We start from the raw sequence: 19,345 nt of genomic DNA on the forward strand, positions 1-19,345 counted from the left end.
GGGCATCCATGCCCGTCACCTCCCTCCGCAAGTCCTGCGCTCGGCCTACTGAAGTCGCAATTTGTGGCGCCTGAACTATCGCGCGCTTAGAAGCAAGAGCAAGAGCAAGAGCAAGAGCAAGAGCAAGAGCAAGAGCAGAAGTTTGAAGTTATTTTTTGGGCAGTTAGTTACAAGTTGACTGCTCTGGCCCTTTCGCGGTCCATGCACCGAGTCCAAAACAACCCGAAACCTAAAACAAGACCAACAAACTCAAGCCTTCAAAGCCTTCTTGGGATAAATATCGTACCGACTCGATTTCCCCTCCAGGCTATGACTCGGCTTGACCCCCTCGATAATGGGCGCCTTGCGCGGCCGCTTGACCACCACACGGTGCGTGGCCAACGCCAACGCCGCCTCCAGCAAAGCCGGCGCATCCAAGTCATCGCCGACTAACGGCCTGAACACCCGCATCTCCTTCTTCACCAGCGCACTCTTGTCCCGGTGCGGGAACATCGGATCAAGGTAGATCACCTGCGGCGCCTCCCCCTCCCACGCCCGCATGCGCTCGATGGCATTGCCAGTCAGCAAGCGCATGCGCTCGACGATCGCACCGACCTCGGCATCCTGACGGGCCCGCTCCAGTCCATCTTCGAGCAGCGCGGCAATCAACGGCTGACGCTCGATCAAGGTCATCTGGCAACCCAGGCTGGCCAGCACGAACGCGTCCTTGCCCAGCCCCGCCGTGGCATCGAGCACCTGCGGCCGCACACCCTGGGCGATCCCCACCGCCTTGGCGATCATCTGCCCATTGCCGCCGCCGTACAGGCGCCGATGTGCCGCCTGGCCCTCGACGAAATCCACCCGCACCGGCCCAGGCGCCTGGGGACCCAACTGCTGGATCTGCAACCCCTCGGCCCCCAGCTGAACAGCGAACTCGGCCACCTCGTCAACTAGCGGCAAGCCCAGCCGCGCGGCCCACGCCTCGGCCTGCGCCTGAAATTGCGGGGCCAGCGCCTCGACCCTGATACCCGTGCCCTGCTGTCGCTCTACCATCGGTTCCCGCACTCGAAATAAATTAATGAAACCCCGGCCACAGCCGATACAGGCAATATCCCGCTATTCTGCCAGAGCACAACGCGCGCGACTGCCATGTCAGACACTCTTCCCATCGGCTTGACCTACCTGTCGCCTGTCGGCAACTACGGTCGGCAGAACACCCAGGCCCTGGGTGGCGTCAGCCACTTGTGGCAGGACTTCTTTGCCCGCGCCGTGGCGGAGCAACAGGAAGGTGAGGTCGACAGTTTCAGCCAGGCGCTGATGCAGTGCGACAAGGACAGCGGCGAACCCATCGGCGGCGCTCGGGCGCTGGCCCTGATCGACGCCCAGCGCGTCCTGCCGGTTCACGACACCGAAGTGGCACCGCCCGAGCCGCTGTTCCTGCCCAAGGCGCAATTGCAAGCCGACCTGCTGGAACCCGCTCCCGAGCCCTTCAGCACCGCCGAGCTGATCGAGCAGCAACGCCAACTCGATATCAACAACAGCTGGTTGCGCCCGGTCGTCATGAACCAGGGGCACGCCATCGCCGAGCCAGGCCCCGGGCCAACGCCTCGCCCGCTGTTCCTGCCCATCGCCGAGTTCGAGATGAACCTGCTCGACCCCGCGCCCGAGCCCTTCGACGATCAGACCCTGGCCAACCAGCAGAACGACCTGGCGTTCGACACCCACTGGGCACGCCCGGTGGTGTTGAACAATGTGCGCCTGCACGCCTGAGTTCAGCGGCAGATCTGCCAGAAGCCCATGTCCAGATGAAAGTGGTTACGGTGGGCGGCGTTGTAGTCCGGCCCCAACACCGTATTGAAACTGTCGCAGGCCGCGCGCTGCACCTGGCGCAGGAACTGCGCCTTCTGCCCGCCCCCTTGCCAGTCCCGAGCCAGCACGATGCGCTGGCCATCCTTCAGACGAAAGCCGCTGATATCCAGGGCATTGGCCGTGGCATGCTGGCTGAGCCGCCCCTGCTTGCGGTGATAGACATTGCGGCAGGCGAAACTGCCCAGATGCTCGACCTGGCTCACCGGTTGGCCGAATACCCGCTGCGCCGCCGGCTGCAGGCCATGGCGCTCAAACAATGCATAGGCGACCGCCAGCGGGCAACTGGCGAGGAAACTGCTGCTCAAGCGCGCCTCGCCGCTTTCGATTCGCCAGACATCGAGCAAAGGACAATCGGCACCGGCCGGGCTGTCAGCCTGCTGCCGATAGCGCAGTGCCGAGGTACGCAGCGCCTCCTGACACAACTGGGGATCGTCGCGCAGGCGTGACAACTTGTACGGCGTCAGCAGGTTAGGTGGCTGGCGCACATCCAGGCCGGCCCAGGGATTCCAGGCCTGTGGCGGGCGCCAGCCCAGCAGCCAGGCCAGCACCGCGGCAAGCAGCAGGCTGACCAGCACTATGCGCACGGGGCCTCAGCGGCGGAACAGTTCATTGAGCTCGGCGAACGGCAACGCCTGCTCGCCATAGCCGAAGGTGCCCTGATCGCGAATCTCCAGCGCAGCCCGCTGAAAGGCGCCCAATGCAGCACGCGCCAGCGAAGAGCCTACACTGACGCGCTTCACGCCCAGGTCCTGCAGCTGGTTCACGCTCAGCGGCACACCGGCCATGCCCATCAGCACATTCACCGGCTTCGGCGCCACCGCCTGCACCACCGCCCTGATTTCATCGACGCTACGCAACCCTGGCGCATACAACACATCAGCCCCGGCCTCGGCGTAGGCTTGCAACCTGTGGATGGTATCGTCCAGGTCCAGGCGCCCGTGCAGCAGGTTTTCGGCGCGAGCGCAGAGCGTGAAGGGGAACGACAAGCCACGTGCGGCCTCCACGGCGGCGCGCACCCGCGCCACGGACAGTTCGAAGTCGTAGATCGGCGTCTCACTGCGCCCGCTGGCATCCTCGATCGAACCACCCACCAGGCCCGCCTCGGCGGCCCGCAGGATGGTCTGCGCACAGTCTTGCGGCAGGTCGCCGAATCCGTTCTCCAGGTCCGCCGCCACCGGCAACGGCGTGGCATCGACGATCGCGCGGGCATTGTCCAGGGTTTCGTCCAGCGTCAACGCGCCCTCGGCATCCGGCCGCCCCAGGCTGAACGCCAGGCCCGCGCTGGTCGTGGCCAGGGCCTCGAAGCCCAGGCTGGCCAACAACCTGGCCGAGCCGGCGTCCCACGGATTGGCAATGACAAACACACCATCACGCTCATGCAGGGCCTTGAAGGCCTCGGCTCGCAGGGTCTGTACATCCATGGTTCAACCTCCGGCAGTCAGATCACAGTAGTCCCAGTTGTTCGACCTCAGGGGCGCGTGGCAATTCAGGCAACGCCGCAAGGCCCGGCAAGCGGGCCATCAGGCGCTGATGGAAACGCTGGGCCAGCGCGGCGGCAAGCCGATTGTCCGACGTGTGCAGGAACACATAGGGGCTGCGGCCCTCTTCGATCCAGGCGGCGACCTTGTCGACCCAGGGCGTCAGGAATGGTTCGTTGGCCTCAAGCTCCGGGTGGCCGATGAAACGTACCTGCGGATGCTGGCTGAAGGCCGCGGGGCGCGGTGGCACCTTGGGCTTCTTGGACTGCGCATGAAGCACTGCGGGCTCGCGGGAGGTACAGCTGAACAGTGCACGAGGGTCCAGGCAGATGCGCTCGACGCCACGCTCATGCAACAGGCGGTTGAGCAGGCGCTCCTCCTCGCCCCGGGCGAAAAAGGCGTCGTTGCGCACCTCCACCGCCACGGGAACGCCGATCTCATCGAGAAAACATGCCAGCTCGCCCAGTCGCGCCGGACCGAACATCGCCGGCAACTGCAGCCAGTACGGCGATACCCGCTCGCCCAATGGCGCCATGAGCCGGGTGAAATCGCTTGCCGAATCGAGCTGCTCGCGCAGATCGCCCGCGTGACTGACATCGCCGGGGAACTTGGCCGTGAAGCGAAACCCTGTCGGCATGATCTGCGCCCAGCGCTCGACGGTCGTCGGCGCGGGACGGGCATAGAAGGTGGTATTGCCCTCGACCGCGTTGAACACCTGGCTGTAGAGCCCAAGGTACTCGCTGGTGCGCGAATCGGCGGGATAGAGATAATCGCGCCAGGCGTTTTCAGCCCAGGAAGGACAACCGAGGAAGTAAGGGAGGGTGGATGGCGTCATCCATCAAATGTACAGGTCCAGCCCCAGCACTTCCATCTCCCAGTCGGTGAAGCCGGCTGTCGTCAGGTAGCTGGCCAGGGCCGAGGACGTACGACGATCGCGGGCACGGGGGAAGATCAGATCCTGCTGACGCGCCGGCAGGTTCTCGCTGCGGCGGCTGGCCCGGCTGATCTGCGCATCGGTGTCATCGATGATTTCGGCGTCGGCCTCGTCGATGGCCTCATCGCGCACCGACGCCTTGCGAGGTGCTCGCTTGAGGGGGTAGCTCTGAGAGGAGAAGCCGTCGATACGCATGAATTGGGCACTCAGGATCAATGATGGCAATTTAGCAGCATCCAGAATCCTGCGCTAATGCCCGAACTGATAACTGGACCACAGATCGCGCAAAAGGTTTTATCTCGAACGGCGATAGCCGACGAACTGCCTTCAACGCGCCTTGGGCGTAGCCACATTATCGCGCAGGTAGACAGGTTGCGCCTGCTCGGCGGCGACCGCCTCGCCACGCGCCCAGGCGAAGCTGGCCAGGGTCAGGACGTCCAGGGCATTGGGCAATGCCGCGGCATCGCTGGCCGCAGCCTGCACAGCCAGGCGCTCGGCGTAACCCCAGCCAGTGCCGGCGCCGAACCACTCACCGGCCAGGCCTGCGGGCAACGCCACACGCTCGGGCGCCAGCACCGCTTCCTGGCCGATCAGGCGCATCTCACCCTGCTCGGCGCGGTAGCAACCCCAATACACCTCGTCCATGCGCGCGTCGATGGCCGCGGCCACCTGCTGTGCGCCTCGCTCACGCAGCGCGCCCTGGGCCAGCGCGGCCAGGTTGGAGATCGGCAGCACCGGACGCTCGAGGGCGAACGCCAGGCCCTGGACCACGCCGATGGCGATGCGCACGCCGGTAAAGGCGCCCGGGCCACGGCCAAAGACGATGGCATCCACCGCGCTCAGCGCCACGCCGGCATCGGCCAGCAGCTGCTTGATCATCGGCAGCAGCTTCTGCGCATGCATGCGCGGGATCACCTCGTAATGGCTGGTCACCTTGCCGTCATGCAGCAGGGCGACGGAACAGGCTTCGGTGGCGGTATCCAGGGCCAGCAGGGTGGTCATCGAACGAGGTATCCAGGCGACAGGGGAAAAAGACCGGCAGTATAAACGACAACGGCCCGCAAGCGGGCCGTCGTGACGCAGGGTGATGGTTCAGCTCAGGGCTGCCAGCACCTTGGCGGTGATCGACTCGACCGAACCGACACCTTCGATGTGGCTGTACTTCGGCTTGCCGGCGTTGGCGGCCGACAGCTTCTGGTAGAAGTCCACCAGCGGCTTGGTCTGGCTGTGGTAGACCGACAGGCGATGACGCACGGTTTCTTCCTTGTCGTCGTCGCGCTGGATCAGGTCTTCGCCGGTGACGTCGTCCTTGCCCTCCACTTTCGGCGGATTGTAGACGATGTGGTAGGTGCGGCCCGAGGCCAGGTGCACACGGCGGCCCGCCATGCGGCCGACGATCTCTTCGTCGTCCACGGCGATCTCGACCACCGCATCGATATCGACCCCGGCGGCGACCATGGCTTCAGCCTGTGGAATGGTACGCGGGAAGCCATCGAACAGGCAGCCATTGGCGCAGTCCGGCTGGGCGATGCGCTCCTTGACCAGGCTGATGATCAGCTCGTCGGAGACCAGCTGACCAGCATCCATGACTTTCTTCAGTTCCAGACCCAGCGGGGTGCCGGCCTTGACGGCGGCACGCAGCATGTCGCCGGTGGAGATCTGCGGAATACCGAACTTCTCGGTGATGAACTTTGCCTGAGTACCTTTACCGGCCCCGGGAGCTCCCAGCAGAATTACGCGCATCTTGTGCTCCTCATATTTTTCTATGCAAATCAACGGATTCGGCGCACAAGGCCAACTCCGGAAAATCGGACGAGACCGCAAAATCGGTCAAAAGGCTGCTCAAGATACACAGCGCCCGCCCCCCCGACAAGCGTCCCAAAGTGGCAGGAATGCGCCACTTGCGGCGTTCCGGGGGACAGGTTGCGCCCGGCGCAACCGGCCACCGGGCGAGTGCCCAGGGCGCGGCGGCACCTGCGCGTCGACGTGCGGTGAATCACCTCAACCGGTGTTGCGCAGCCCTGCCGCGATCCCCGCCACGGTCACCAGCAAGGCCTGTTCCAACGGGCTGTCCAGAGCGGCTTCGCGGCTGCGTGAACGCGCCAGCAGTTCGGCCTGAAGGCGGTGCAGCGGGTCCAGATAGGTGTTGCGCAGTCGGATGAATTCCAGGGTTTCCGGGCTGTGCGCCAGTAGCACCGGCTGCCCGGTCAGGCCCAGTACCACCTGGCACGACTGCGACAATAGGTCGCGCAGGTGCGCCCCCAATGGCAGCAGTTCGGGTTGCACCAGACGTTCGTCGTAGGCTTCGGCGATCTGCGCGTCGGCCTTGGCCAGGACCATTTCCAGCATGTCGATGCGGGTGCGGAAGAATGGCCATTGTTCACGCATCTGCGCCAGCAGCTCACCCTGCCCGCGCGCCAGTGCGTTGTTCAGGGCCGTCTCCCAGCCCAGCCAGGCCGGCAGCATCAGCCGCGTCTGAGTCCAGCCGAAGATCCAGGGAATCGCCCGCAGGCTCTCGATGCCGCCAGCACGGCGCTTGGCCGGGCGGCTGCCCAGTGGCAGGCGGCCAAGTTCCTGCTCAGGCGTGGACTGGCGGAAGTACTCGACGAAGTCCGCAGTCTCGCGCACCACGCCACGGTAGGCCTTGACCCCATCGGCGGCCAGCTGGTCCATCAACGCGCGCCAGGCCGGCTGCGGCGGTGGAGGCGGTAGCAGGGTCGCCTCCAGCACGGCAGCCAGGTATAGATTGAGGTTCTGCTCAGCGATCGCCGGCAAACCGAACTTGAAGCGAATCATCTCGCCCTGCTCGGTGGTGCGGAAACGCCCGCCCACCGAACCCGGCGGCTGCGACAGGATCGCCGCGTGGGCCGGGCCGCCACCGCGCCCGACGGTGCCGCCACGACCATGGAACAACAGCAGTTCGACCTGATGCTCGCGGCAGATGCGCACCAGGTTCTCCTGGGCGCGATACTGCGCCCAGGCGGCCGCGGTGGTACCGGCATCCTTGGCCGAATCGGAATAGCCGATCATCACCTCCTGCGGCCCGTGCAGCCCGGCGCGATAACCCGGCAGGCCAAGCAGGCGTTCCATCACCGGACCGGCGTTGTCCAGGTCGGCCAAGGTCTCGAACAGCGGCACCACACGCATTGGCCGGGTGACCCCCGCCTCCTTCAGCAGCAGCTGCACCGCCAGCACATCCGAGGCAGCGCCGGCCATGGAGATCACATAGGAACCCAGCGACGCGGCGGGCGCGGCCGCGATCTCGCGACAGGTGGCAAGCACTTCGGCCGTATCGGCCTGTGGCTGGAAATGCGCCGGCAGCAACGGACGACGATTCTTCAGTTCAGCCTGGAGAAACGCGATGCGCCGCTCCTCGTCCCAATCGGCGTAGCGGCCCATTCCGAGGTAGTCGGTGATCTCCGACAGCGCATCGCGATGACGGGCGGCATCCTGGCGCACGTCCAGGCGCACCAGGAACAGGCCGAATGTCACCGCCCGGCGCAGGGCGTCGAGCAATGGCCCGTCTGCGATCACGCCCATGCCGCACTCATGCAACGAGTGGTAGCACAGCTCCAGGGGCGCGATCAGGTCGCGGTTGTCGACCAGCACCGCGGCACTGGCCGGCTGGGTTGCCGTCAGCGAGGCATGGGCCCAGGCGCGGGTGGCGCGCAGCCGGTCACGCAGCTGCTTGAGCAACGCTCGATAGGGTTCGGCGCTGTCACCGACCTTCGCGCGCAGGGCGGCGCTGGCTTGCTGCATGGACAGCTCAGCGGCCAGGCTGTCGATATCGCGCAGGAACAGGTCGGCGGCCATCCAGCGCGCCAGCAGCAGGACTTCGCGGGTGACCGCCGCGGTGACATTGGGGTTGCCGTCACGGTCGCCGCCCATCCACGAGGCGAAACGCACCGGCGCCGACTCCAGCGGCAGGCGCAGCCCGGTCGTCTCGAACAGCGCCGTATCGACCTTGCGCAGATGACTGGGGATCGCCTGCCACAGCGAATGCTCGATGACCGCGAAGCCCCACTTGGCTTCATCCACCGGGGTCGGCCGGGTACGGCGGATCTCCTCGGTATGCCAGGCTTCGGCGATCAGCCGACGCAGGCGCTCGCGCACCTGCTGGCGCTCGGCGGGACTCAGGTCGCGATGATCCTGCGCGGCCAGTTGCGCGGCGATGGCGTCGTACTTCTGGATCAGGGTGCGGCGGGCCACTTCGGTCGGGTGGGCGGTGAGCACCAGTTCGATGCTCAGCCTGCCCAGCTGCCGGGCCAGCTCGTCGTCGCCGTGGCCTGCCGCCTTCAGGCGCGCCAGCAGTTCCGGCAGCACCCGGGCCTCGAACGGCTCCGGCTGCTCGGCATCACGGCGCCGGATCAACTGGTACTGCTCGGCGATATTGGCCAGGTTGAGGAACTGGTTGAACCCGCGCGCCACCGGCAGCAGGTCTTCCTCGGCCAGGTCGCCCAGGGTCGAGCTCAACTGCTCGCCCGCGCCGCGACGATCGGCCTTGGCGCTGTGGCGAATGTCCTCGATCTTCTGCAGGAACACCTCGCCATGCTGCTGGCGGATGGTCTCGCCGAGCAGTTCTCCCAACAGGTGCACATCCTCACGCAAGCGCAGATCGATATCGCTCATCGGGCCTCTCCATTCCGGGAAACAGCAGGCTCCAAGAGTGCCCACTCCCGCACGCGCCTGGCAAGCCGCGCGCGGCCAAAGCAACTAAAGTGAAAGCAGGTCATCCGAAGCAATGCCACTTTCGAGGCTTTGACAGAGGTCATCATGAAAATTCGCGAACTCGCCCAGCACTGGGAACAGAACGCCGCCGGGCGCCTGAGCCCCACCGGCCATGTCCTGCACCTGGACATGGAAGCCGAAGCGCGCCTGGCCGCGCTGATCGACATGTACCCCAAGCGCAGCCCCGAGGAGCTGCTGGGTGAACTGGTAGCGGCGGCGCTCGAGGAACTGGAGGCCAGCTTCCCTTACATCAAGGGCCAGCAGGTGATCGCCACCGACGAGGAAGGCGACCCGCTGTACGAGGACATCGGCCCCACACCGCGCTTCCTGGCCCTGTCCCGTCGCCATCTGCAGGCCCTCGGCCGGGTGCAGAAAGACAAGTCGCACTGAGCCTCCCTGGGTGCCGGGCACTGCCCGGCATACCGTCATTTGCAGCAGAAGTTCCGCTTGCAAGTCGCTGACTGATCAGTCAGAAAAAAATACCTTTAGCGTGCAAATTTTTCTGAACTATTCAAAAAACGCCTCGGTCACAGCCAATAGCCATCACGGCAAAACCCTGTAAATCCGGGCCTTGCCGCCCGAAGCCAAGAACAGGGGAACAGCGATGACCACTGCGTGGCCATCGTCGTTTAACAGGAGTGACCCAATGGAGTTGACCACCATGAAGACCCGCATCGAACGACCTTCTTCCACTCACCTGCGCGGGCTCAAGCTGGCCGCGCTGGCCCTGGGCAGCAGCCTGGTGCTGGCTGGCTGCGCGGGCAAACCGCCCACCGAGCAATACGCCGTGACCCAGTCGGCGGTCAACTCGGCGGTCAGCGCCGGTGGCACCGAGTACGCCGCGGTGGAGATGAAGGCCGCCCAGGACAAGTTCAAGAAGGCCGAGATCGCCATGCACGACAAGAAGTATGACGAGGCCAAGCTGCTGGCCGAACAGGCCGAATGGGACGCCCGCGTCGCCGAGCGCAAGGCCCAGGCGGCCAAGGCCCAGAAGGCCGTGCAGGATGCCCGCCAGGGCGTCCGGGACGTACGTGAGGAAGGCCTGCGCAGCGCTGAGTAAGCCTGCACCGCCGCTATCGCCTTCGTTAAAGATCAAAGGATGAACACTATGCGCAATTACGTCATGATTCCCGCCCTGCTGGCCCTGAGCGTAGGCCTCGCCGCCTGCTCCCACGACCCGAACGCCAATCTCGAGTCGGCCCGTACCAACTTCTCGGCCCTGCAGAGCGACCCGCAATCGAGCAAGATCGCCGCGCTCGAGACCAAGGATGCACAGGACTGGCTGAACAAGGCCGACAAGGCCTACATGGACCGCGAGGATGAGAAGAAGGTCGACCAGCTCGCCTACCTGACCAACCAGCGTGTCGAAGTGGCCAAGCAGACCATTGCCCTGCGCACCGCCGAAGCTGACCTGAAGAACGCTGCGGCGCAGCGCGCCCAGGCCAAGCTCGACGCCCGCGACGCGCAGATCAAGAAGCTGCAGGACAGCCTGAACGCCAAGCAGACCGACCGTGGCACCCTGGTGACCTTCGGTGACGTGCTGTTCGACTTCAACAAGGCCGAGCTCAAGAGCAGCGCCTATCCGAACGTCACCAAGCTGGCTCAGTTCCTCCAGGAAAACCCTGAGCGCAAGGTGATCGTCGAGGGTTATACCGACAGCGTCGGTTCTGCCAACTACAACCAGACCCTGTCCGAGCGCCGCGCCGGCGCCGTGCGCATGGCGCTGGTGCGTGCCGGTGTCGACCCGGCGCGAATCGTCGCCCAGGGTTACGGCAAGGAGTACCCGGTCGCGGACAACTCCAGCAACTCCGGTCGTGCGCAAAACCGTCGGGTGGAGGTGACCATCTCCAACGACAACCAGCCGGTGGCGCCGCGCTCGGTGAGCCAGTTGCGGTAACGGCTGTTGGCTGAATGAAAAACCCGCCTCGATGGCGGGTTTTTCATGCCTGCCAGCCGTCGAAGCACCATTTAAAGCACTGATCCACTCATGGCGCCCTTTCGACTAACAGGTTGGTACAACAATGACCTACCCCGTTCTTTCCGATCTGGCGGCATCCATCACCGACCTGAAGAAAGATCCAATGGGCACCCTTCGCGAAGCCCGCGGTGAAACGGTGGTGATTCTCAATCGAAACGAACCTGCCTTCTATGCAGTACCGCCTGAGCGCTACGAGGCAATGATGGAGCTGATTGACGATTTGCAGTTGGCGGAACTGGTACGTCAGCGAACGGGAGGGCCCACCGTGAAGGTGGGTATCGATGAGCTTATCGCCGAGGCGGAAAGCGACAGCAAGCTACAACCTTGAATTCGATGTGCGGGCAGAGCGGGAGTTTCGCAAACTCGAACCGCAGTTGCGGCTGCAGTTTGCGAAGAAGCGCCAGGAACGATTGAGCCAGCCCAGGGTGGAGAAGGACAAACCACCGCCAAAGTTAAACGTTCACTGCACCTGCTGCGGCGTCTCCTGCCCCATGCAGCGCACCGCACGCTTGCGGTCGTCCACCAGCACGCCGGTCAGCCCCTTCTGCTCGGTATCGAACAGCACCAGCACGCCATCGATGCACTGCGCCACCTGCGGCGCTGGTGTCAACGAGACCTTGTAATCCTCGCCCGGAACGGTCTTGAGCATGGTGAAGTCCTGCAGCAACAGGGCATCCTCGGGCTTGGCGAAATGCAGGTAGCCGTAGTACCAGAGGGCTCCCACCGTCACGATGATGCTGCCGACACCGGTCAGGATCAGCGGGATGGCATTGCGTTCTTCACTCATTGCTTGTTCTTCTCGTCAGGGTAGTTGGGCACTTCGGCCAAGCGGCGCAGGCCGTTGAAATGAGTCGGGTCGTCCAGGAAGCGCAGCATCACCTGACGCCAGGTCGGGTCGGCGAAGGTCTGCACATGATCGCCCCGGGTCAGCTGCAAGACCCGAGGTGGCGGCGCGTGCCGGTACAGACGCAGGCCGTTGTCCAAGGGCACGAGGTTGTCGTCGATGCTGTGAAAGAACAGCTTCGGCGGATTTTCCAGGCGTTCTATGGAATTGATCGCGCTGTCGCCATCCGGCACCAGCCACGACAGCGGCACCTGCAACGGCCAGGTCATCCAGGAGGTGCTCAGGGCATAACGCCCCACCGCGCGGTAGCTGGCCGGCACGCCATCGAACACCAGGGCGCTGAAGCGACGACGCTGCTCGGGATGCTGCGCCAGGTAATGGATGGCCATGGCCCCGCCGAGGCTCTGGCCCAGCAGCACCAGCGGCTTGCCTTGCACCGGCGGCGCGCGGTCCAGCCAGTCCAGCGCCGCGCCGATATCGCCATACACCTCGGGCAGCGTTGGCTTGCCCTGGGACAGGCCATAGCCGCGGTAGTCGATCATCAGCACCTGGTAGCCCTCTTTCGGCAACCAGTAACTGCCGCCCAGGTGCCAGGCCAGGTTGCCGCCGTTGCCATGCAGGTGCAGCACGGTGCCCTTGACCTCGACACCCTGCGGCACCGGAATCCACCAGCCGTGCAGGCGGGTTCCGTCGGCGGCCGTGAGGGTCAGGTTCTGGTACTGCAGCCGGGCTTTTTCCGGGGTGAATGGCTGACCAGGTTCGGGGTAGAACAGCAGGCTGCTGCAGCCGCCCAACAGCAGCAGCCCGAGGCCGAAGACGAGGTGACGCCAGGCGTCAGAGAATGTTCGCGTAGTCGGCTTCAATGCGATCCAGGCTCAGGTGGTTGAGGAAGTTGGAGAAGCACATCCAGGCCGACAGCGCATTGAGGTCGCGGAACTGCTCCGGCAGGTACTTGGGCGGCTCCACCAGGCCTTCCTCGACCAGCTGGCGCAACGTGCGCATGTCTTCCAGGGTGGTCTTGCCGCAGAACAGCAACGGGATCTGCTCGAGCTTGCCCTTCTTCACGGCCAACTGAATGTAGTTGTAAACCATGATGAAGCCCTTGAGATAGGACAAGTCCTTGGTGAATGGCAGGCCATTGGGCACCGAGCCACGGAACACCCGGCTGGCGTTGCTGTAGCTCTGGCCCATCTCGAAACCCTGGCCACGGAAGAACTCGAAGACCTGCAGGAAGTCCGCGCCCTCCTCGACCATGTGGATGGCTCGGGTACGGTTGGTGAGCTTGCGCAGACGGCTGGGGTAGGAGGCGAAGGCAATCACTTCCATGAGGATGGCCAGTCCCTCCTGGGTCACCGTGGACGAGGGCGGCCCCTTGGCCAGGAAGGTGCAGATCGGCTGGTTCAGGCCATTGAGGGTGGTGCCGACATGCACCAGGCCTTCATGAACCTCCAGGGCGCGCACATCCCGACTGTTGAACATGGCATCGGCGCGGACCTTGATGTAGTCGGCGCCCGCCGCGGCGTCGGCGACGATACCGTCCGACTCGAACACGCGAATGGTTTCCTCGGCCTCGCCGAATACCTTGTTCAGGCGACGTTGGAGAATATCCACCGCCTCCTTCGCCGTGAGGTTCTTCGGCTCGTCCTTCAGGTCGCCCCTGCCATCGATGTTGTTCAGGTAGTCCGAGAGCATCAGGCCCAGGTCGGCCAGGGTCGGGTCACCGGCATGGAAAGCATCGGACGCCGCGCCATAGAGCTCCTGGGAGATCAGCCCGAAATCCTCGGTGCCACGCGCCTCGAGCATGCGCACCACCATGCGGTACTCCTTGCACATGCGCCGCATGATCTGCCCGACCGGGTTGAACTGGCCCAGCTGACGCGTGATGTCGCGCTCGATGCTCTGGAACTCGGCCTTCACCGCACTGGAATCGAACGACAACGGGCGGTTCTGGTAATAGGCACGGTCCACTGCAGGTGGCTCCTTGCCTTTGCCCTTGAGAAAACCCTGACGGATGCCGTCATCCCATTTAACCGCATCGAGCACGCGGATCGGGGTCTGCGTGGCGACGATGCGGTCGGACAATGTGCGTATGGTCTGCTGGTACTCGTCCACCCGGGACTCCTTCTTGGAGCCTTGCCTCGCGACAAGGCCGGTATGCTCACTGCTATTTACCGGAACGCTGGAAGCGCGCCACCTCGACGAACAGATCGGAATTGGCTGGATCGTCCAGGTACGCCAGCACTCGCTCGGTGGGACTGTCGATAAGCACACCCTCGCCGTTATCTTCCGGCACTTCGGTATTGCGCCCAGTGAGTTCTTTCTTGGCGACGGCCTGCTGCACCTGCTCGACATCGAGGTTGTAGACCACCAGCTGCTTGCCGTCGATCACCTCGAACCCGCCAATCAGGAAGTTGCCGCCCAGGCGCTTGGGAACGCCAGCCGACAGGTACCAGCGATTGCCGTGCCGGGCCACGGTGAAGACATACTCCTCGGGCGCCTTGCCCTGGGCACGGGCCACCGCCTTGTATGTATTGCCACCGGCACGACTGATGCTCAGCTTCAGCGGCTCGCCCCAGGCGTCCTTGCTGCTCCACTGCCCCAGCAGCGCCTTGGGCGCCGGCTGGTTGGGCGGCAGCGGCTCGTCGAAGGTCACCAGACACCCGCCCAGCAGGAGCAACGACAAGCTCAACACCAATACACGCCAGGCTTTCATCAGGTTCTCCTTGAAAGATCGTTCGCCACTCAGGCCGACGCCAGCACCATCTGCAGGTATCGGACAAGGATAGCGAGCATCTGCTCATCGGCCTGCGCATTCGCATCCTTGAGCAGGCCCTGATATTCCATCTGCTCGATTATCGCCGTCAACATCCGGGCGTCCTGCTCAGGCTGGCGCGAGCCGACCACCTGGAGCATCTGCCGGGCGCCATGCAGCAGGATCTGCTCATGGGCGCGAACCAGTTCGGCCAGGCGCGGGCACAGCAGGGCCTCCTGGCGGAAGGCCTGTTCGGCCATGAGGAAATCGCGGCGGTTGTTCAACTGGCGAGTGACATAGTCGGCGGTCATGCGCGCCACCTCCTCCACCAGGCGCGCCCTGGCCTGCGGGCTGCCGTCGCCCTGCGCCAACAACTGGCGCAGCACGCCTTCGGTGTTGGCCCACAGTTTGGCCATGTAGGCGGCACTGCGCTCGACGTACTGGGCGAAGGTATCGGCCAGCAGGTCCTGGATGTCCTTGAAGTAATAGGTGGTGGCCGACAGCGGCACACCAGCCTCGGCGGCCACGGCGCGGTGGCGCACGCCGCGCACGCCATCGCGCACGACGATGCGCATGGCGGCGTCGAGGATCTGCTGGCGGCGCTGCTCGCTACCCTGGCGGGCGGTCTTGCGGCCCTGGTACTGCACGCTTTCGGCGACGGCGGTGGCGATGCCGGCGGCGCCTTGTTGGGCCATTGCAGGTGTCACGATAGATACCTCTTGAGGTCATGCGTAGGATGTACCGGCCTCTTCGCGGGTAAAACCCGTTCCCACAGGCATCGTATCCACCTGTGGGAGCGGGTTTACCCGCGAAGAGGCCCGCACTGACAACATAAAGCTTCAGGCATGAAAAAGCCGCCTCGAAAGGCGGCTTGTTCAGATCGCTCAGGCCTGTGGACGCATGTGCGGGAACAGGATCACGTCGCGAATCGACGGCGAGTTGGTCAGCAGCATCACCAGGCGGTCGATGCCGATGCCTTCACCGGCAGTCGGCGGCATGCCGTATTCCAAGGCGCGGACGAAGTCGGCGTCGTAGTGCATGGCCTCGTCGTCACCGGCGTCCTTCTCGGCCACCTGGGCCAGGAAACGCTCGGCCTGGTCTTCGGCGTCGTTGAGCTCGGAGTAGGCGTTGGCGATCTCGCGGCCACCGATGAACAGCTCGAAACGGTCGGTCACGGCCGGATTGTCGTCGTTGCGACGGGCCAACGGCGACACTTCGAACGGGTATTCGGTAATGAAGTGCGGCTGCTCCAGCTTGTGCTCGACCAGCTCTTCGAAAATCATCACCTGCAGCTTGCCCAGGCCTTCGTGGCCAAGCACCTTGGCGCCGGCCTTCTTGGCGATCTCACGGGCACGGTCGACGTCCTGCAGGTCGGCGGCGGTCAGCTCGGGGTTGTACTTGAGGATCGAGTCGAACACCGACAGGCGCACGAACGGCTCGCCGAAGTGGAACACCTTGTCGCCGTACGGCACGTCGGTAGTGCCCAGTACCAGCTGAGCCAGCTCGCGGAACAGTTCCTCGGTGAGGTCCATGTTGTCGCGGTAGTCGGCGTAGGCCTGGTAGAACTCGAGCATGGTGAACTCGGGGTTGTGACGGGTCGAGACACCTTCGTTACGGAAGTTGCGGTTGATCTCGAAGACCTTCTCGAAACCACCGACCACCAGGCGCTTGAGGTACAGCTCCGGGGCGATGCGCAGGAACATGGCCATGTCCAGCGCGTTGTGGTGGGTTTCGAACGGCTTGGCCGCGGCGCCGCCCGGGATGGTCTGCAGCATCGGCGTCTCGACTTCGAGGAAGTCGCGCTCGATGAGGAACTTGCGGATGTGCGAGATCACCTGCGAACGCACACGGAAGGTGTGGCGGGTTTCCTCGTTGACCATCAGGTCGACGTAGCGCTGGCGGTAGCGCTGCTCGGTGTCGGTCAAGCCGTGGTGCTTGTCCGGCAGCGGGCGCAGCGACTTGGTCAGCAGGCGCACGTTGGTCATCTCGACGTACAGGTCGCCCTTGCCAGAGCGGGCCAGGGTGCCTTCGGCGCTGATGATGTCGCCCAGGTCCCAGGTCTTGACCGCGGCCAGGGTTTCTTCCGGCAGGGTCTTGCGGTTGACGTAGACCTGGATGCGCCCGGTCATGTCCTGGATGACCATGAACGAGCCACGGTTGAGCATGATGCGACCGGCAACCTTGACCGGGATCGCCGCTGCTTCCAGCTCTTCCTTGGTCTTGTCCGCGTACTGCTTCTGCAGGTCGTTGCAGTAGCTGTCGCGGCGGAAGTCGTTGGGGAAGGCATTGCCCTTGGCGCGCTCTGCGGCAAGTTTTTCCTTGCGCAGGGCGATCAGGGCATTTTCTTCCTGTTGCAGGTCTTGCGCTTCGGTCTTGAGGTCGCTCATGTCGTCATTCTTTCCATCAGGTGTTCGTTGCCCCACGCGGGTGAGGGATCGCGGGGCAAGCCCGCTCCCACGGGTTTGCCGCCGCTTGGATGCTTACAGCCCCTGCTTGAGGCTCGCTTCCAGGTACTGGTCGAGGTCGCCGTCCAGGACCTTCTGGCAGTCGCTGCGCTCGACGCCGGTACGCAGGTCCTTGATGCGCGAGTCATCGAGCACGTAGGAACGGATCTGGTGGCCCCAGCCGATGTCCGACTTGCTGTCTTCCAACGCCTGCGAGGCGGCGTTGCGCTTTTGCATTTCCAGCTCGTACAACTTGGCCCGCAGCATCTTCATGGCGGTGTCCTTGTTGGCGTGCTGGGAACGTTCGTTCTGGCAGGCCACCACGGTGTTGGTCGGCACGTGGGTGATACGGACCGCCGAGTCGGTGGTGTTGACGTGCTGACCACCCGCGCCCGAGGAACGGTAGGTGTCGATGCGCAGGTCGGACGGGTTGATCTCGATCTCGACCTTGTCGTCGATCTCGGGCGAGACGAATACCGCCGAGAACGAGGTGTGGCGACGGGCGCCGGAGTCGAACGGGCTCTTGCGCACCAGGCGGTGCACGCCGATCTCGGTGCGCAGCCAGCCGAAGGCGTACTCGCCCTTGATGTGCACGGTGGCGCCCTTGATGCCGGCGACTTCGCCTTCGGACAGCTCGATGATGGTGGCGTCGAAGCCGCGCTTGTCGGCCCAGCGCAGGTACATGCGCAGCAGGATGTTGGCCCAGTCCTGGGCCTCGGTGCCGCCGGAGCCGGCCTGGATGTCCAGGTAGGCGTTGTTCGGGTCCATCTCGCCGCTGAACATGCGACGGAACTCGAGCTGGGCGAGGGATTCCTCAAGCCCTTGCAGCTCGGTCTCGACATCGCTGACAGCGCCTTCATCGCCCTCCTCGACAGCCATGTCGAGCAGGTCCTTGCAGTCGGTCAGGCCGTTGGACAGTTTATCGAGGGTCTCGACCACCTGCGCCAGCATGGCGCGCTCGCGCCCCAGGGCCTGGGCGTACTCGGGTTTGTTCCAGACAGCGGCGTCTTCCAGCTCGCGGTTTACTTCGACCAGACGATCATGTTTGTGATCGTAGTCAAAGATACCCCCGAATGGACTGGGAACGTTCGGTGAGGTCCTTGATGGTGTTCAGGATCGGTTGGATTTCCATGGGCGGGCGGCTCTCGTGCGAATTCGGTGAAAAGCCGGGGAGTATAACCGAGTCTGGGCCATGGCGGCAGACCCGCCGGGCAGCTACCAGCACTGACCGAACGGGTGCCATCGCGGGGCCAGCCCGCTCCAATACAGACCAAACCCGTCCTGAAGCCTGACGCCGCGTTCGTGGGAACCGGCTTGCCCAGTGATCAGGCGATCAGGCGATCCCCACCTGATTACGGCCGCTGTTCTTGGCCAGGTACAAGCCCTTGTCCGCCGCCGAGATCAGTTGCCGGCAGTGGCTGCCGACGCTCGGCGTCAGGGTCGCCAGACCGATGCTTACGGTCAGGTGCGAGGCGGCCTCTGGCACGGTGTGGGGGATCTTCAGCGCCATGATGGTCTGACGCAGCTTTTCGGCGACCAGCCGGGCACCACCGGGCGATGTATTGGGCAGCACCAGGGCGAACTCCTCGCCGCCATAGCGTGCCGGCAGGTCGGTGGGGCGCGAACAGCTGCCGCGGATGGCCTCCGCCACCTGGCGCAGAGCCTCGTCGCCGGCCAGATGGCCGAAGCTGTCGTTGAACGCCTTGAAGTAATCCACGTCGATCATCAACAGCGACAGCTGTTGCTGTTCACGCATGGCCCGGCGCCATTCCAGTTCCAGGTACTCGTCGAAGTGACGTCGGTTGGACAGCCCGGTGAGGCCGTCGGAGTTCATCAGCCGCTGCAGCATCAGGTTGGTGTCGAGCAGCTGCTGCTGACTCACCCGCAGCGCCCGGTAGGCCTCGTCACGCTGCAACAGCGTCAGGTACGAGCGCGAGTGGTAGCGGATACGCGCCACCAGTTCGATGGTGTCAGGCAGCTTCACCAGGTAGTCGTTGGCTCCGGCGGCGAATGCCGCGCTCTTGACCAGCGGGTCTTCCTTGGTCGACAGCACGATGATCGGGATGTCCTGGGTGGCCGGGTTGTTGCGGTACTCGCGCACCAGCGTCAAGCCGTCCAGGCCTGGCATGATCAGGTCCTGCAGGATGACCGTGGGTTTGATGCGCATGGCCTGGGCCACTGCCTGGTGCGGGTCGGCGCAGAAATGGAAGTCGATGTTCTCTTCGTGGGCCAGCCCACGCCGCACCGCCTCGCCGATCATTGCCTGATCGTCTACCAGCAGGACCATCGCCGCACTTTCGTTGATGGTCGTGAAACCTTCGATCGGTAGATCATTCATC

Annotated in this window: 21 protein-coding genes; 5 read left to right on the plus strand and 16 right to left on the minus strand. The window is 64.3% G+C overall.

The window, feature by feature from the left end; genetic code table 11:
• Positions 1-249 precede the first annotated feature (249 nt).
• Entirely contained in the window at positions 250-1,032 is a 783-nt protein-coding gene (locus N7422_RS24315; protein ID WP_279808908.1) for a class I SAM-dependent methyltransferase, read from the minus strand.
• 96 nt (positions 1,033-1,128) lie between these two features.
• Here N7422_RS24315 and N7422_RS24320 point away from each other — a divergent pair, with 96 nt between their 5' ends.
• The gene (locus tag N7422_RS24320) at positions 1,129-1,749 is read left to right on the plus strand and encodes an energy transducer TonB (RefSeq protein ID WP_279808909.1); all 621 of its coding nucleotides are present in this window, start codon (positions 1,129-1,131) and stop codon (positions 1,747-1,749) included.
• A gap of 2 nt (positions 1,750-1,751) precedes the next feature.
• On the opposite strand, the gene N7422_RS24325 is transcribed toward N7422_RS24320, so the two are convergent.
• The 7 genes from N7422_RS24325 to ppc form a co-directional block, all read right to left on the minus strand.
• Positions 1,752-2,432, minus strand: a complete 681-nt coding sequence (locus tag N7422_RS24325; protein ID WP_279808910.1) for an extensin family protein — start codon at positions 2,430-2,432, stop codon at positions 1,752-1,754.
• Between the two features lie 6 nt (positions 2,433-2,438).
• Positions 2,439-3,269: an isocitrate lyase/phosphoenolpyruvate mutase family protein gene (locus N7422_RS24330; RefSeq protein WP_279808911.1), complete on the minus strand. Its 831-nt coding sequence runs from the start codon at positions 3,267-3,269 to the stop codon at positions 2,439-2,441.
• A gap of 22 nt (positions 3,270-3,291) precedes the next feature.
• On the minus strand, positions 3,292-4,161 hold the full coding sequence (locus tag N7422_RS24335; protein WP_279808912.1) for a DUF72 domain-containing protein: 870 nt from the start codon (positions 4,159-4,161) through the stop codon (positions 3,292-3,294).
• A gap of 3 nt (positions 4,162-4,164) precedes the next feature.
• Entirely contained in the window at positions 4,165-4,455 is a 291-nt protein-coding gene (locus tag N7422_RS24340) for a hypothetical protein (protein ID WP_279808913.1), read from the minus strand.
• Positions 4,456-4,587: 132 nt separating this feature from the next.
• Positions 4,588-5,262 (minus strand): tRNA (adenosine(37)-N6)-threonylcarbamoyltransferase complex dimerization subunit type 1 TsaB, encoded by a 675-nt coding sequence (gene tsaB, locus N7422_RS24345; RefSeq protein WP_279808914.1) that lies wholly within the window; start codon positions 5,260-5,262, stop codon positions 4,588-4,590.
• A 90-nt stretch (positions 5,263-5,352) separates the two neighbouring features.
• Positions 5,353-6,003 carry an adenylate kinase gene (gene adk / locus N7422_RS24350; RefSeq protein WP_279808915.1) on the minus strand — a complete coding sequence of 217 codons (651 nt, stop codon included), beginning with the start codon at positions 6,001-6,003 and terminating at the stop codon, positions 5,353-5,355.
• Between the two features lie 258 nt (positions 6,004-6,261).
• On the minus strand, positions 6,262-8,889 hold the full coding sequence (gene ppc / locus N7422_RS24355) for a phosphoenolpyruvate carboxylase (protein WP_279808916.1): 2,628 nt from the start codon (positions 8,887-8,889) through the stop codon (positions 6,262-6,264).
• Between the two features lie 144 nt (positions 8,890-9,033).
• Here ppc and N7422_RS24360 point away from each other — a divergent pair, with 144 nt between their 5' ends.
• The 4 genes from N7422_RS24360 to N7422_RS24375 all read left to right on the plus strand — a co-directional run bounded on the left by N7422_RS24360 (position 9,034) and on the right by N7422_RS24375 (position 11,294).
• Positions 9,034-9,378 carry a pilin assembly protein gene (locus N7422_RS24360; protein WP_279808917.1) on the plus strand — a complete coding sequence of 115 codons (345 nt, stop codon included), beginning with the start codon at positions 9,034-9,036 and terminating at the stop codon, positions 9,376-9,378.
• Between the two features lie 256 nt (positions 9,379-9,634).
• Complete coding sequence (locus N7422_RS24365; protein ID WP_279808918.1) at positions 9,635-10,048, plus strand: DUF4398 domain-containing protein; 414 nt, start codon at positions 9,635-9,637, stop codon at positions 10,046-10,048.
• A 48-nt stretch (positions 10,049-10,096) separates the two neighbouring features.
• Positions 10,097-10,885, plus strand: coding sequence for an OmpA family protein (locus N7422_RS24370; RefSeq protein ID WP_279808919.1), 789 nt, complete (start codon positions 10,097-10,099; stop codon positions 10,883-10,885).
• 124 nt (positions 10,886-11,009) lie between these two features.
• Positions 11,010-11,294 carry a type II toxin-antitoxin system Phd/YefM family antitoxin gene (locus tag N7422_RS24375; RefSeq protein ID WP_279808920.1) on the plus strand — a complete coding sequence of 95 codons (285 nt, stop codon included), beginning with the start codon at positions 11,010-11,012 and terminating at the stop codon, positions 11,292-11,294.
• 132 nt (positions 11,295-11,426) lie between these two features.
• On the opposite strand, the gene N7422_RS24380 is transcribed toward N7422_RS24375, so the two are convergent.
• The 8 genes from N7422_RS24380 to N7422_RS24415 form a co-directional block, all read right to left on the minus strand.
• Positions 11,427-11,753: a hypothetical protein gene (locus N7422_RS24380; RefSeq protein WP_279808921.1), complete on the minus strand. Its 327-nt coding sequence runs from the start codon at positions 11,751-11,753 to the stop codon at positions 11,427-11,429.
• Positions 11,750-12,673: an alpha/beta hydrolase gene (locus N7422_RS24385; protein ID WP_279808922.1), complete on the minus strand. Its 924-nt coding sequence runs from the start codon at positions 12,671-12,673 to the stop codon at positions 11,750-11,752. Before N7422_RS24385 ends, N7422_RS24380 begins: the two co-directional genes overlap by 4 nt.
• The gene (locus N7422_RS24390) at positions 12,645-13,922 is read right to left on the minus strand and encodes a flavohemoglobin expression-modulating QEGLA motif protein (RefSeq protein ID WP_279808923.1); all 1,278 of its coding nucleotides are present in this window, start codon (positions 13,920-13,922) and stop codon (positions 12,645-12,647) included. The genes N7422_RS24385 and N7422_RS24390 overlap by 29 nt, the downstream gene beginning before the upstream one ends.
• Positions 13,923-13,974: 52 nt before the next feature.
• Positions 13,975-14,523 (minus strand): hypothetical protein, encoded by a 549-nt coding sequence (locus N7422_RS24395; protein ID WP_279808924.1) that lies wholly within the window; start codon positions 14,521-14,523, stop codon positions 13,975-13,977.
• A gap of 29 nt (positions 14,524-14,552) precedes the next feature.
• Positions 14,553-15,257, minus strand: a complete 705-nt coding sequence (locus tag N7422_RS24400; protein WP_279808925.1) for a TetR family transcriptional regulator — start codon at positions 15,255-15,257, stop codon at positions 14,553-14,555.
• Between the two features lie 189 nt (positions 15,258-15,446).
• On the minus strand, positions 15,447-16,949 hold the full coding sequence (lysS, locus tag N7422_RS24405; RefSeq protein WP_279808926.1) for a lysine--tRNA ligase: 1,503 nt from the start codon (positions 16,947-16,949) through the stop codon (positions 15,447-15,449).
• Between the two features lie 93 nt (positions 16,950-17,042).
• Positions 17,043-18,138, minus strand: a protein-coding gene (gene prfB, locus N7422_RS24410; RefSeq protein ID WP_139121065.1) for a peptide chain release factor 2 whose coding sequence is annotated in 2 segments (ribosomal slippage) — positions 17,043-18,065 and positions 18,067-18,138 — 1,095 coding nt in all. Because the reading frame shifts where the segments join, the coding sequence is not laid out codon by codon here.
• Between the two features lie 201 nt (positions 18,139-18,339).
• Positions 18,340-19,344, minus strand: coding sequence for a PleD family two-component system response regulator (locus tag N7422_RS24415; protein WP_279808927.1), 1,005 nt, complete (start codon positions 19,342-19,344; stop codon positions 18,340-18,342).
• Position 19,345 lies beyond the last annotated feature (1 nt).

It is taken from the genome of Pseudomonas sp. GD04091, from assembly GCF_029836165.1.
Classification (GTDB): Bacteria; Pseudomonadota; Gammaproteobacteria; order Pseudomonadales; family Pseudomonadaceae; genus Aquipseudomonas.